This window comes from Candidatus Synechococcus spongiarum SH4 (assembly GCF_000586015.1).
Lineage (GTDB): Bacteria > Cyanobacteriota > Cyanobacteriia > PCC-6307 > Cyanobiaceae > Synechococcus_B > Synechococcus_B spongiarum_F.
This window is the reverse complement of record NZ_JENA01000027.1, coordinates 1-12313: the sequence shown is the minus strand read 5'-3', so window position 1 is coordinate 12313 and position 12313 is coordinate 1. Positions and strand designations below refer to the sequence as shown.

Annotated in this window: 16 protein-coding genes and 1 pseudogene; 12 read left to right on the top strand and 5 right to left on the bottom strand. The window is 59.7% G+C overall.

Features of this window, described 5'->3' with window-relative positions:
- Positions 1-23: 23 nt before the first annotated feature.
- From BG35_RS0102515 to BG35_RS0102495, 5 genes and pseudogenes are all read left to right on the top strand, one after another.
- Positions 24-592, top strand: a pseudogene (locus BG35_RS0102515) (IS5 family transposase).
- 55 nt (positions 593-647) lie between these two features.
- On the top strand, positions 648-956 hold the full coding sequence (locus BG35_RS0102510; protein ID WP_161632507.1) for a hypothetical protein: 309 nt from the start codon (positions 648-650) through the stop codon (positions 954-956).
- 131 nt (positions 957-1087) lie between these two features.
- Entirely contained in the window at positions 1088-2716 is a 1629-nt protein-coding gene (locus BG35_RS0102505; RefSeq protein WP_025781557.1) for an NAD(P)H-quinone oxidoreductase subunit 4, read from the top strand.
- A gap of 19 nt (positions 2717-2735) precedes the next feature.
- The gene (locus BG35_RS0102500) at positions 2736-3626 is read left to right on the top strand and encodes a segregation/condensation protein A (protein WP_025781556.1); all 891 of its coding nucleotides are present in this window, start codon (positions 2736-2738) and stop codon (positions 3624-3626) included.
- Positions 3627-3667: 41 nt separating this feature from the next.
- The gene (locus BG35_RS0102495) at positions 3668-4855 is read left to right on the top strand and encodes a nucleotidyltransferase family protein (protein ID WP_025781555.1); all 1188 of its coding nucleotides are present in this window, start codon (positions 3668-3670) and stop codon (positions 4853-4855) included.
- Here BG35_RS0102495 and BG35_RS0102490 read toward each other — a convergent pair.
- Positions 4827-5783, bottom strand: a complete 957-nt coding sequence (locus BG35_RS0102490; RefSeq protein ID WP_025781554.1) for a methylenetetrahydrofolate reductase — start codon at positions 5781-5783, stop codon at positions 4827-4829. The genes BG35_RS0102495 and BG35_RS0102490 overlap by 29 nt on opposite strands.
- Positions 5784-5858: 75 nt before the next feature.
- Between BG35_RS0102490 and pedR the strand changes: the two genes are divergently transcribed.
- The gene (gene pedR / locus BG35_RS0102485; RefSeq protein WP_025781553.1) at positions 5859-6134 is read left to right on the top strand and encodes a photosynthetic electron transport-dependent transcriptional regulator PedR; all 276 of its coding nucleotides are present in this window, start codon (positions 5859-5861) and stop codon (positions 6132-6134) included.
- Here pedR and BG35_RS0102480 read toward each other — a convergent pair.
- The 4 genes from BG35_RS0102480 to BG35_RS14055 all read right to left on the bottom strand — a co-directional run bounded on the left by BG35_RS0102480 (position 6131) and on the right by BG35_RS14055 (position 9115).
- The gene (locus BG35_RS0102480; protein WP_025781552.1) at positions 6131-7573 is read right to left on the bottom strand and encodes an FAD-binding domain-containing protein; all 1443 of its coding nucleotides are present in this window, start codon (positions 7571-7573) and stop codon (positions 6131-6133) included. The two genes, pedR and BG35_RS0102480, sit on opposite strands and share 4 nt — an antisense overlap.
- Positions 7570-8139, bottom strand: a complete 570-nt coding sequence (locus BG35_RS0102475; RefSeq protein WP_025781551.1) for an NUDIX hydrolase — start codon at positions 8137-8139, stop codon at positions 7570-7572. Before BG35_RS0102475 ends, BG35_RS0102480 begins: the two co-directional genes overlap by 4 nt.
- A gap of 86 nt (positions 8140-8225) precedes the next feature.
- The gene (gene folK / locus BG35_RS0102470; RefSeq protein ID WP_025781550.1) at positions 8226-8717 is read right to left on the bottom strand and encodes a 2-amino-4-hydroxy-6-hydroxymethyldihydropteridine diphosphokinase; all 492 of its coding nucleotides are present in this window, start codon (positions 8715-8717) and stop codon (positions 8226-8228) included.
- A 92-nt stretch (positions 8718-8809) separates the two neighbouring features.
- Entirely contained in the window at positions 8810-9115 is a 306-nt protein-coding gene (locus BG35_RS14055; protein ID WP_025781549.1) for a transposase, read from the bottom strand.
- 150 nt (positions 9116-9265) lie between these two features.
- Between BG35_RS14055 and BG35_RS14270 the strand changes: the two genes are divergently transcribed.
- From BG35_RS14270 to BG35_RS12590, 6 genes are all read left to right on the top strand, one after another.
- The gene (locus BG35_RS14270; RefSeq protein ID WP_201768405.1) at positions 9266-9424 is read left to right on the top strand and encodes a transposase; all 159 of its coding nucleotides are present in this window, start codon (positions 9266-9268) and stop codon (positions 9422-9424) included.
- Positions 9425-9427: 3 nt separating this feature from the next.
- Entirely contained in the window at positions 9428-9757 is a 330-nt protein-coding gene (locus BG35_RS13410; RefSeq protein ID WP_025781548.1) for an IS5/IS1182 family transposase, read from the top strand.
- Positions 9751-10008, top strand: coding sequence for a transposase (locus BG35_RS13405; protein WP_201768404.1), 258 nt, complete (start codon positions 9751-9753; stop codon positions 10006-10008). The genes BG35_RS13410 and BG35_RS13405 overlap by 7 nt, the downstream gene beginning before the upstream one ends.
- A 361-nt stretch (positions 10009-10369) precedes the next feature.
- On the top strand, positions 10370-10576 hold the full coding sequence (locus BG35_RS0102445) for a UvrB/UvrC motif-containing protein (protein ID WP_236619747.1): 207 nt from the start codon (positions 10370-10372) through the stop codon (positions 10574-10576).
- Between the two features lie 11 nt (positions 10577-10587).
- The gene (locus BG35_RS12965) at positions 10588-10725 is read left to right on the top strand and encodes an AlbA family DNA-binding domain-containing protein (protein WP_161632505.1); all 138 of its coding nucleotides are present in this window, start codon (positions 10588-10590) and stop codon (positions 10723-10725) included.
- A 300-nt stretch (positions 10726-11025) separates the two neighbouring features.
- On the top strand, positions 11026-12180 hold the full coding sequence (locus tag BG35_RS12590) for a HupA family protein (protein WP_152535135.1): 1155 nt from the start codon (positions 11026-11028) through the stop codon (positions 12178-12180).
- Positions 12181-12313: the final 133 nt, after the last annotated feature.

The window sequence follows — 12313 nt, the reverse complement described above, 5'->3', positions numbered from 1 at the left end:
TTGGGGTTACAGGAGGAGGAAGGATGGAGGGTTTGTTCTGGCTCAGTGAGGAACAGCTTGAGAGGATCAAGCCCTTCTTTCCCAAGTCTCGCGGGGTGAGCCGTGTGGAGGACCGCAAGGTATTGAGCGGCATCATCTACGTCCAGCGTCACGGCTTGCGGGGGGCGCTGCAGTGTGCTTGCTTGGTCGCACCAACGGGGGACTGACCAGCAAGCTGCATGTGGTGTGTGACGGCAAAGGACCACCTGTCCGCCTGCACCTCAGCGAAGGGCAATGCAGCGCCTTCACCGGTGCTGACGTGCTGCTGCAAGCTCTTCCAGCGGCGAGGGTATTGATTGGAGACAAGGGGTATGACGGCAACAAGATCCGCTCCCCCCTGCTGGGGCAAGGCATCACTCCCTGCATCCCATCCAGACGGAACCGGAACAAGAAGGTCCCTTCCAGCAGGAGGCTTTACAAAATGCGCTATAAGGTTGAGAACCTCTTCGCCACGCTGAAGGACTGGCGCCCCATTGCCACCCGCTACGACCGCTGTGCCCATATCTTCTACTCTGCCGTCCTCCTCGCCCCCACTCTCATCTTCTGGTTATGAGGCCTGACCCTAGGGATCAGTGTGCCAGCATAACAGATAAGGAGGAAATATGACCATGAAAAGTTATAATCCCCAATGGTTGGGTCCTGGGGTGGCGGCCACCATCATCAGTGGACTGATCGTTGCTCTGGTCGTGGTTGGCGTAGCTGGATTCAACTTTCTCAACGGTCATATGATGGATCTCAAAAGCGATATGAGGGATATGGGAACTATGCTGGGGCAGCAGATCGAGGTGCTCAAGTTGGGCAACATGACCGGCAAAACCAGATTGCGGCAAGACATAAAAGAATTCAGGGCAGACAAGCGGGCGCCGAACGGCAAGCTGGATCGGTTGTTGGAGAGCCTCCTGGCGGCCAGGACTTGAGGGGCTGAGGGAGCAGGGCGCCGGTTCCGGTCCATCAGCCGTCTCCCGGGAAATGTTCGGGAACCCGGACTGAGGGTTCAACCGGGCTGAAGACTGCCTAACCTGTAGAGGCCAGGCCCTGTTCAGCCGTAGTGGAGAGTTTTCCCTATCTGAGTGTCGCCATCCTGTTCCCCATCGCAGCGGCGTTCCTCATCCCCTTCCTCCCTGATCCCGGCGATGGCTCCCGCATCCGCTGGTATGCGCTGACCATCGCCCTGGCGGACTTCCTCGTCACGGTGGCGGGTTTCCTCAACGGCTACGACCCCAGCATGGACGGCCTGCAACTGGTTGAGCAGGTGCGCTGGCTGCCGGAGCTGGGGCTGGGGTGGTCCGTGGGGGCCGACGGGCTCTCCATGCCCCTCATCCTGCTCACCACGTTCATCACCAGCCTGGCCATCCTGGCGGCCTGGCCCGTCACCTTCAAGCCCCGGCTCTTTCACATGCTCATGCTGGCCATGTGTGGCGGCCAGGTGGCGGTGTTTGCCGTGCAGGACATGTTGCTCTTCTTCCTGGCCTGGGAGTTGGAGTTGATTCCCGTCTATCTGCTGCTGGCCATCTGGGGGGGCAAGAAACGGCAATACGCCGCCACCAAGTTCATCCTCTACACCGCGGGCAGTTCCCTGTTCATCCTGGTGGCGGGGCTGGCCATGGGCTTCCAGGGGGACGGCCCCCCCAGCTTTGCCTATGGAGACATTGCCGCCAAGCCCCTGGGGCTGGCCTTCCAGGTGCTCTGCTACTCCGGCCTGCTCATCGCCTTTGGCGTCAAGCTGCCCGTTGTGCCGCTCCACACCTGGTTGCCGGATGCCCATGGGGAAGCCACCGCACCGGTTCACATGCTCCTGGCCGGCATCCTCCTCAAGATGGGCGGCTATGCCCTGCTCCGCTTCAACGCCCAGATGCTGCCCGAGGCCCATGCCCAGTTCGCGCCGCTGCTGGTGGTGCTGGGGGTGGTGAACATCATTTATGCCGCGTTGACCTCCTTTGCCCAGCGCAACCTGAAACGCAAGATCGCCTACAGCTCCATCAGCCACATGGGCTTTGTGCTCATCGGTGTGGCCAGCTTTTCTCCGCTGGCCACCAGCGGCGCCATGTTGCAGATGATCAGCCACGGCCTCATCGGCGCCAGCCTCTTCTTCCTGGTGGGGGCCACCTATGACCGCACCCACACCCTGATGCTGGATGAAATGGGAGGCGTGGGCCAGCAGATGCGCAAGATGTTCGCCCTCTGGACCACCTGTTCCCTCGCCTCCCTCGCCCTGCCCGGCATGAGTGGTTTTGTGGCGGAATTGATGGTGTTTGTGGGATTTGCCACCAGTGATGCCTACAGCCTGGCCTTCCGGGTGGTGATCGTGTCCATGGCGGCGGTGGGGGTGATTCTGACGCCCATCTATCTCCTGTCCATGCTGCGGGAAATTTTCTTTGGTCAGGAAAACCGCAGCCTCCTGGAACACAACCGGCTGCGGGATGCGGAACCCCGGGAGATTTACATCATTTCCTGCCTGCTGGTGCCGATTATCAGCATCGGTCTCTACCCGCGCCTCACCACGGAGACCTACCGCGCCACCATTGAAACCCTGGTGCAGCAAAATCGCAGCGCCCTGGTGGCCTCCACGGGGATCCACTGGGGCCGCGTTCCACCGGCCTTGGCCACGGCAACCCTGCCGGATCAAATTCCCTCCTTGCCCCCACTGGATCCTGTCTCCAGACAGGCTTATCCTTAAGCCAGCACGGCCCGCTGTCATGACGGGGCCAAGGGGGTTACGATTGGGCGCCAACGACGGCAGCAGAGTGGCCATCCGCCTCCTCCGGGAGGCTGCCGAGCGGGGCGACCTGGACCCGTGGGACGTGGACGTGATCCCTTTTGTGGACGGTTTTCTCGACCAGTTGCGGGTGCGCATGGCCCTGCCAAAGCTGGCCAGTGGATCCGGTGGCAGTTATGAACAGGACCTGGCGGAGAGCAGCGAGACCTTTCTGGCAGCTTCCGTTCTGGTGGCGCTGAAGGCCAGCATCCTGGAGCAGCACGTCCTGCCGCCGGATCCCGACAGGGAAGACGAGATCCTGGCTGAAACGGGGCGCCTGGAGGCTGATGAATCGGAGCCGATCCCCCGGTTGCCCCCGCACGCCGAGGAGCACCTGAAACGGCGGCTGGTGGCGGCGCCGCCCCTGGGGCGCCCCGTAACCCTGGGGGAGTTGATCCAGAGCCTTGAGGCCATGGCGGAGCAACTGGACCAACAGGACCCCGCCAGTAGAAAGCGGAGCCGCGCCAAGGCCTTCGGCCGACGTCATGCCATGGCCCAAATGGCGGCCCTGGCCCATCGGGAGAAACTGCCGGAAACCACCGTCGCACTGGATCACTTTCTGGACCACTGGTCCGATGGGGATGGTTCTTTCGAGGGTCTGGTCCATGCCTGGTCCCGGGCGGCGCCTGCGGATCTGGACAGGGACCGGGTGGGCGTGTTCTGGGCGCTGCTGTTCCTCTGTGGGCAGGGCCGGGTGGATCTCCGCCAGGATCAGGGTCTGTATGGTCCCCTTACTGTTCAGGTTCTGCCACGGCCCGGTTCACAGAGCAGGCGGGCGGCGGCCCCTGGACGCCGGGCGGCGCTGCGGATGGCCCCACCACGCGCAGCCTAGGCGGGCTTGGTACATTCAAGACTCTCAAGCCAAGGTGGCTCATGAAGGCGATGATTCTTGCCGCTGGCAAGGGAACCCGGGTACAACCCATTACCCATACGATTCCCAAGCCCATGATTCCCATCCTGCAAAAGCCGGTGATGGAGTTTCTGGTGGAGCTGCTCAAAGAGCACGGCTTTACGGAAATCATGGTGAACGTCTCCCACCTGGCTGAACAGATCGAGGGGTATTTCCGTGACGGCCAGCGCTTTGGCGTGCAAATTGCCTACTCCTTTGAAGGTTATATCGAAGACGGTCAGCTCATCGGCGCGGCCCTCGGCTCCGCCGGGGGCATGAAAAAGGTGCAAAACTTCCAGCCTTTCTTTGACGACACCTTCGTGGTGCTGTGTGGGGATGCTCTCATTGACCTGGACATCAGCCAGGCCGTCCGTCGCCATCGCGCTTGCGGGGCGCTGGCCTCCGTGGTCACCAAGGCTGTCCCGTGGGATCAGGTGGAGGGATACGGTGTGGTGGTGAGTGACGAGAATGGTCGCGTTCAGGTGTTTCAGGAGAAGCCGCCGCGAGACCAAGCCCTCAGCAACGCCATCAACACAGGCATTTACATCTTTGATCCCAAGGTCTTCGACCATATCCCCAGCGGCATTCACTACGACATCGGCACCGACCTCTTCCCCAAGCTGGTGGCCGATGGGGCCCCCTTCCATGCACTGCCCATGGATTTCGAATGGGTGGACATCGGCAAGGTGCCGGATTACTGGCAGGCCATTCGCGCCGTTCTCCAGGGGAAGGTGCGCCAGGTTCCCATTCCCGGTCGTCAGGTGCGCCCCGGTCTTTACGCAGGTCTGAACGTGGCGGCCGACTGGGACAACATCACGGTGGAGGGTCCCGTCTTCGTGGGGGGCATGAGCCACATTGAATCCGGAGCGCGGCTGGTTGGACCCGCCATGATCGGTCCCAACTGCCACATTTGCCGGGGCGCCGCCATCAACAACTCCATCATCTTCCACCACTCCCGCATCGGCCCCAACGTGACCCTGGTGGACAAGCTGGTGTTCGGGCGCTACTGCGTGGAGAAGAACGGCGCCCATATCGACGTGCAGGAGGCGTCCCTGGATTGGCTCATCACCGACGCCCGCCGTAAAGACCTGGTGGAGCCCTCCCCTGAGCAAAAGGCCATGGCCGCTCTCCTGGGGGCGGAGCTCAACGTGGTTCCGCCGCCAGCGATCTAGGAACCACGCTGCCCACAATGGCTGGCGCCAGGGGGGGAACACCAGCCAGATCCAGGATTTGCGGAATGGAAGACTCGGCCTTGATGGCCATGATGTGGACACCCTGGGCAATCTCCAGAGCGGCGGCCACCTGTTCGGCAGCCATCCGCAGCCCTTCCGCCCGTGGCGTCCTGGCCGCGTCCAACCGCGCAATGGCCGCATCCGGGATGGAGGCTCCCGGCACCATTCGGTTAATGAAACGGGCGTTCTTGCCGGACTTCAGCAGAAACACCCCCGCCAGAACGGGGAGAGCAAGGGGGGCGGCCAACTCCCGGCAGAAGCGGCGCAGGGCAGCCAGATCCGTGACCATCTGGGTTTGAATGAATCGGGCGCCCGCCTCCTTCTTGCGCTTCAGACGGCGCTTGAGACCATTCCAGCTTGGCAACTGGGGATCAGCCGCACAGCCGGGGAACAGGGCGGTGGGGCCATCGGGGAGGGGTTGGGCCAGGGCATCCAGGCCCCGGTTCAGGTTTTTCACGTCCCGCAACAGTCGCACCGCCTCGTAATCGAAAACAGGCCGTGCCCCGGGCTGATCTCCCGCTTTGACGGGATCGCCAGTGAGACAGAGCACGTTGCGCAAACCCAGGGCATGGGCCCCCAGCAGATCCGCCTGCAGGGCAATGCGATTGCGATCACGGCAACCCATCTGCAGCACCGGCTCCAGGTTGCGCTCCAGCAACAGGCGACAGACCGCCATGCTGCTCATGCCCATCACCGCCCGACTGCCATCGGTCACGTTCAGGGCATGAACACGGCCCCGCAACCGGTCCGCCGTCGTCAGCACATGCTGTACGGATCCCCCACGGGGCGGGCTGATTTCAGCGGTAATGACGGGTTGACCGCCGGCAAGGGCCTGTTGGAAGGCCGAGGGACTGACCTGGGATTTCATCACCCCATTTTGCTCAGCCAATTGCACAGCCAAAATACGACACAGCCTAAGCTGGTGTCAGATTACGGGAACCCAGTGGCGCTTCCTCGGGACTTTGGCGTCGGCCTCTCGGAGCGGGAGATCGAAATCATCGAGCACCTGGCCCAGGGGCTGACCAACCAGGAAATTGCCCAGGTGCTCTCCATCAGCAAGCGCACCGTGGATAACCATGTGAGCAATATCTTCACCAAAACCGGCGCCAGGAACCGGGTGGTGCTGGTCAACTGGGCCATGGATCACGGCAAGGTCTGTCGCGACGGCTTTAATTGCTGCAACCTGCCCGAACCGGATGGGCGCCGCCAGCCCTTCTAGACCTCCCCTTTGATGTGGACGGCGTACAACTGCCGGAAACGGGCCTGCTGCTGCCGATGGTCCACCAGGGGCTCCGGATAGCCTCGCCGTTCCAGGGGGGCTATCCGGCCGGAGAGCAGGTCTGCCGTCCCGCAGGAGGCCAGCTCCGGTAACCAGCGGCGGATGTAATCGCCATCCTCGTCAAACCGGGCGGCCTGGGTGGAGGGGTTGAAGATGCGCAGAGGGCGAGGGTCCATGCCACTGCTGGCGCTCCACTGCCAGCCGCCGTTGTTGGCCGCCAGATCCCCATCCACCAGATGTTGCATGAAAAAGGCTTCCCCCCAGCGCCAGTCGCAGATGAGATCCTTGGTGAGGAAGGATGCCACGATCATGCGGCAGCGGTTGTGCATCCAGCCGGTCTGCAGAAGTTGTTCCATGGCGGCATCCACAATGGGATAGCCCGTACGGCCCTCACACCAGGCGGCAAAGTGTTCCGGCTGATTGCGCCAGGGGAACTGGCGCCAGCGGGGCCGGAACGCCCCCTCCTCCAGCCCGGGAAAGTGGAACAGGGCCTGCTGGTAAAACTCCCGCCAGGCCAGTTCCTGCTGCCAGACGGTGATGGCCCGCTGCACTTCCATGCACTCCTGCCCCCGGCTGGCCATGGCCTCTTGTGATGCCTGCCAGACGGTGCGCGGGCCAATGGCGCCAAAGCGCAAGGCCGCACTGAGACAGGAGGTTCCCTCGCGCCCGGGGTAGTTCCGCTCCGGGTCGTAGCGGCTGAGCGCCCCATCGACAAAGGCATCCAGTTGTTGGCGGGCCGCCTGCTCGCCGGGACGACAGGGAGAGCGTCCCTTCCAGGCGCAACCCAGTTCCGCCGGGGTGGGGAGTTGGCGCAGGAGGGGCAGGGTCTGCGCCACTGTGCTCAGCCGCCCATCATCGGGACCGACGAGGCGCCGGGGCGCCGCCACCGGATCGGCCTTGGGCTGGTTGAACCAGGCGCGGCGGTAATGGCCATAGACCTTATAGGGTTCTCCCGAGCCGGCCACCACCTGCTCTGGTGGCGCCAGCAGTTGATCCCAGCAGCGTTGCACCGCAACACCCTGACGCCGCAAGACCCGCTGCAACTGCTCATCCCGCTGGCGGGGACCGGGTTCCACGTCCTCGTTAAAGGCCAGGCCCACCATCCCCAACCTGGCCACAAGCTGGGGAATGCCGTGCAGGGGATCCCCTTGCAGCACCAGCAGTTGGCTGCCGGCCCGCCGCCAGGCCTGCTGCAACTCCGCCACGCTGGCAAGCAGGAACCAGAGCCGCGACGGCGCCGCCTCCGGCCCCTCCCAAAGGCCGGGCTCCAGCACAAACAGACCCGTGATGGCGGTAGTGTGCGCCGCCAACCGGGCCAAGCCCAGATTATCGGCCAGGCGCAGATCCCGACGGTGCCAGAACAGCCATGGGGCATTCATGGCCGGGATTCTCGCGCCAGAAAGGCCCGGGCTTGAAACCAGGCGGTGACGGTCTTGGCGTCCAGGGATTCCTCGCCACTGGCCAGGCGTTCCTCCAATTGGGCCGGCGTCAAGGTGACCACCTGCAGGTCTTCGTCGGCGTCACTTCCCGGCGGATCCGCCAAGGGTGTGAGCTGCCGCGCCAGGAAGAGATGGATCACTTCATCGGAGTACCCCGGACAGGGCAGCAGGTGACCCAGGCTGTCCCAGCGGGCAGCGGCAAAGCCCGTCTCCTCCCCCAATTCCCGTTGTATGGAAGCCAGGGGCTGTTCGCCCGTCTCCAGGGTGCCGGCGGGAAACTCCAGAAGCCGCCGCGCCACAGCAAAGCGATATTGACGCAGGATGACCACACGGCCGTCATCCAGAACGGGCACCGCCAGGCAGGCTCCGGGGTGGCGAATGCAGCCATACACCCCTTCAGCGCCAATGGGCAGCCGCCAGCGGCCCAACTCGAAGGACACCTTGCGCACCTTCAGCGTGGCCAGGGTGTCCAGCAGTTGGGCAGGCTCGGAGGGGGAAGGGGCCATGGGTGGGTGGAGGGATCACAATTGCCCGTTGCACACCATTCCCCTGGAATCGGGTTCACGGGATCCGGCGTGCGGAGCAAACTGTATTAGAGCAGTTGGGGGTAAGGAGGGGCGCAGTTCCGCAGGAGTTCCCGGCAACTGCAGGGTGCGTGGGGAGCCGCCAACTGGGGATCCAGCGCCACCAGCGGGGCCAGCACGAAACTGCGCTGCTGCCAACGGGGATGGGGGAGCCGTAATTCCGGCGTGGCGCTGCGCCGCTGGCCAAACCAGAGCAGATCCAGATCCAGGACCCGGGGGCCCCAACGGGGTCCCGGCTGTCGGCCCGCCTGCCGCTCCAGGGCCTGGAGGCGCTGAAGCAACCCCATGGGGGACCCGGAACAATGCAGTAGGGCCACGCCGTTGATGTAATCCGGCTGGTTGGGGGGACCCCCCACCGCTGCAGAGCGAAACCAGGGGGAACAGCGCAGCGGGCCGCCTTCCGCCATGGGTTGGAGGGCTGACACAGCCCAGGTCAAGGTGGCCAGGGAGTTCCCCAGGTTGCTGCCCAGGGCAATGGCGACGGGTTCACAGGAGGGCATCACCGTGCATCACGTTTCGTAACTGCAGACAGCTTTGAACCCATAATCAGACTTCTCCGTGCCATTGTCAATGAACCGGAAGAGAGTGCAAATCAATATGAAACTCTATAGGAAAGACAAAGAGACGAAGACAATGAGTACTTTAATAATATGGGTTGTGCCAGGGTGATTGCTGCCAGGCATGAGAGAATGTGAACCAGGGCATGAATGGGGGAGCGGTGTCGGGTGTGCTCTAAGCCCATGTTGGGCTTGAGCTTGCCCAGGAGGGTTTCAATGATGAATCGTTTGCGCAACAACAGCTTGTCGAGAAGCGGCATCAGGTAGTTCTTCATATTGCGGCGAATACCAGTGACCAAGTGGAGGCCGCGCTGCCAAAGGCGTAGGGCATCTCTGAACAAGAGATGGGGGGTGTGTTAGGATGGAGTGAGAGACTGTGATCTGGCAGGAGGCCCACTGGCATGGAGAGGATTGCGAGGAGCGTTGCGGACCTTGAGTAGGAGAGCAAGAAGCACAAGACGGGGCGAGAGAAGTTTCTGGAGCGGCTGGAGGTGCTGATACCGTGGGAGAAGCTGTTGGAGAAGATTCGGGCCTACTACCCCACTGGTGGCAAGGGGAGAGTACCCTACCCGTTGGAAGGGATACTGCGGGTGCATTGTGTCCACCTCTTCTACAACGTCAGTGATCCGGGAATGGAGGACATGCTCTAGGAGGTGGAGAGTGTGGGCCGCTGTAGCGGCATCCGTCTGGAGAAGGGGCCGGACGAGACGACGCTCCGCAACTTCCGCCACCTGTTGGAGCGTCATGGACTGGGGAAGGTGCTGTTTGAGACCATCAAGGAGCCTCTGGCGGCAGAGGGTCTGCTCCTGCAGGAGGGAACAATGATGGCTGCCAGCAGCATCGCGGCGCCTGCATCGAGGAAGCACCGGAGAAGAGAACGTGACCCTGAGATGCAGCAGACCAAGAAGGGGCAGCAGTGGCGCTGCGGCATGAAGTTGCCTATTGGGGTGGATGATCAGACAGGGTGGCCCATAGGGTGGTGACGACTGCTGCCAACGTCCATGACCTGGTTCCTGCAGACCCGTTACTCCATGGGGAGGAGGAGCGTGTCTGGGGTGATGCAGGGTATCGGGGCATTGCGAAGCGGCCATCCCAGCGGGATCGTCAGGTGGCCTGGCATAGTGCCCTGCGGGCCGGCCAACGCAGGAAGGTGGCCGGAGACTCGTTGGAGCGCCTCATGGAGCAGTGCCAGGCCAGTGTGCGGGCCAAGGTGGAACACCTGTTTTCTATGTGAAGCAGATGGTTGGCTCCAGCAAGACCCGCTACCGAGGCCTGGCGAGGAACGAGAATCGCTTGGCCCTGCTGCGGGGCTTTGCCAACCTCCTACGTGGGGAGTCTTGTCCGGGGTGAATCCCAGGGCATCCGTGTGTCTGCTTGCGATCCAGCAGACACAAACTCAACCATTTGGCAAGGGTTGCGCCTACTTTTAGCTATTTTGGACCAGGTTTGACCGCCGTAGCTCCCCCATCCCCATGCGCAATCCTCTATGGAACTCTTCTCAAGCCTAATTCAGAGGTTCCTTAATTCTGTAACATAAAGAAATGTTGCGGGGGATTGCACAAACTTTTATCGAAAGCGCTAAGTCGGATCTGGAATTGTCTCGGCGGCTGAGCCATAGCCAACTGGAAACCGCCACGACGCAGGCAGAAAACGACGACATGCCCCTTGCCGCCCTACCCGAACTCATCAGCCAACTGGAAGACGAGATGAAAACCTGTGCCCAGGACCTGAAATTCGAAGAAGCCGCCAAGCTGCGGGATCGTATTCGGACTTTAAGGCAAAAGCTGGTGGGGTGGTCTTGAGGGTGTCACGGATGACGACGATGCCGCCCTGCAACACCGATGATCTGGAGGAGTTGCTGGCGGGCGGGGAAAGTGATCGGGTGGAATTCAAGCGGTCCTGGAGCGGGGATGTCCGCAAAAGAGCAATCGAGGCAGTCTGCGCTTTTTAAGACTGGTTCAGAAGGAGAGACAAGAGTGTAGGGTACCTCGAAAAATTGCCGTCCCCCATCCCGGGGAAGCTGGCTGGTCCATGGGAAACTCGCTCCAGGACTGACTTTCTCAGGGTGAGACGGCAGTCCACTGGAGGGCTTTGCCCGATTTTTCGAGGTTCCCTGTATTGGTGCAATGCCTTAGCTAAAATCTTAACAATGTCTTAAGGACCTAATCAGCTGACATGATATAGACTGACCATGAGTTAAGCTTTTTCCCTTGACGATCACTCCATCACCACTCCTCCCCCCCCCCCCGCAATGTTTCTTTACAAAGAAGAAGTTAGGTCTTCTGCTCATGCTTGCACTTTCACGCTCCACCGAAAAGCTCTGGTCGCTTTAGGACTTGGTATCTTTCTGGCCTCTTGTGGAGGTGGCGGATCAACAGAGCCAACCACTTCCAGGAATCAGCCACTTCCGCCATCTACTTCAACTTCAACTCCCAACTTGAATCAGTCATTGCGTCAATCGGAAATAGACTTTTCTGATTTGGACTGGCAAGGTCCAACATTTGGAAGTGTGTTCAACGCTTCTTCTATTGGATTTTTTAATGTCAGAGATGTCTTCACTTCTGTTGATGGAGGCCATGTTGATTTGACAGTTAGTAGGTCTGACGGCAGCAGATTATTTATTGATGGAAGTGTAAGAGAGTTAACTGTTGGTACAGAGACACTTGATTTAGATGATTACTCATATAGTTATAATGATAATTATTTTTGGGATGGATGGGCATATTTTAAAAATGCCAGTGGAGAAATTACAGTGGATTATGATAAAGGAACAGGAACTGTAAGTGCAGCTAACATAGCTTATACTTATGATATGGATGACTCATCAAATTATGTTGCTTTTGGTTATTGGTTAGATTCTAAAATACAAGGAACAGACCCTTTTATTACTGGGTTAGAGTTAGGGATTTTTGCTGAAGGAACTGATTTTGAATCAGCAGCAGTTTTACCAGTATCAGGAACAGCAACTTATACTGGAGATTTCACTGGTATGTATCTTCATGCTAATGAACAAAATACCATACTAACATCTGGAAATTACTCTGCTGATATTGAATTAGAAGCTAATTTTGGCAATAACACAATATCAGGTTGTGTTGGATGTGGAAATAGTACATTTTATGATTTAGAAGTATTGAATTTGCAAGGAATAAGAGAAATTGCTAAACAAGACACAGATTTAATAATGAGACTAAGACCAACTCCCTTGAATACTAATGGTGAATATACAGGTAATGTAATTATTGAATCTACAACCAGAAGAATCACTCCTACAGATGGAGAGTATGCAGGCAGAATGTCAATTGTTGACGTAGATGGTACTATAGGAACAGTATATGCAGGATTCAGAGATTCAAATGGTGAAGGTGGCATTGGAGGAGCTTATTATGCCACAATAGATGAATAAGCAACCATATGGGACTGTTTAGGAACCTCTGAATTAGCCTGCAAAAGCGTGCCATACAGGATTGGGCAAGGCCATAGGCGGGCTACGCCAGTCAGCACTGGACGAAGCTGGCCAAAAACGGTCAGAAACAGGC

Excerpts from the sequence above, each read along its gene's own strand:
- BG35_RS0102510 (WP_161632507.1), top strand. The coding sequence starts at position 648 with ATGAAAAGTTATAATCCCCAATGGTTGGGTCCTGGGGTGGCGGCCACC.
- BG35_RS0102500 (WP_025781556.1), top strand. The coding sequence starts at position 2,736 with ATGACGGGGCCAAGGGGGTTACGATTGGGCGCCAACGACGGCAGCAGA.
- BG35_RS0102495 (WP_025781555.1), top strand. The coding sequence starts at position 3,668 with ATGAAGGCGATGATTCTTGCCGCTGGCAAGGGAACCCGGGTACAACCC.
- BG35_RS0102490 (WP_025781554.1), bottom strand. The coding sequence starts at position 5,783 with ATGAAATCCCAGGTCAGTCCCTCGGCCTTCCAACAGGCCCTTGCCGGC.
- BG35_RS0102480 (WP_025781552.1), bottom strand. The coding sequence starts at position 7,573 with ATGAATGCCCCATGGCTGTTCTGGCACCGTCGGGATCTGCGCCTGGCC.
- BG35_RS0102475 (WP_025781551.1), bottom strand. The coding sequence starts at position 8,139 with ATGGCCCCTTCCCCCTCCGAGCCTGCCCAACTGCTGGACACCCTGGCC.
- folK (WP_025781550.1), bottom strand. The coding sequence starts at position 8,717 with ATGCCCTCCTGTGAACCCGTCGCCATTGCCCTGGGCAGCAACCTGGGG.
- BG35_RS12965 (WP_161632505.1), top strand. The coding sequence starts at position 10,588 with ATGACGACGATGCCGCCCTGCAACACCGATGATCTGGAGGAGTTGCTG.
- BG35_RS12590 (WP_152535135.1), top strand. The coding sequence starts at position 11,026 with ATGTTTCTTTACAAAGAAGAAGTTAGGTCTTCTGCTCATGCTTGCACT.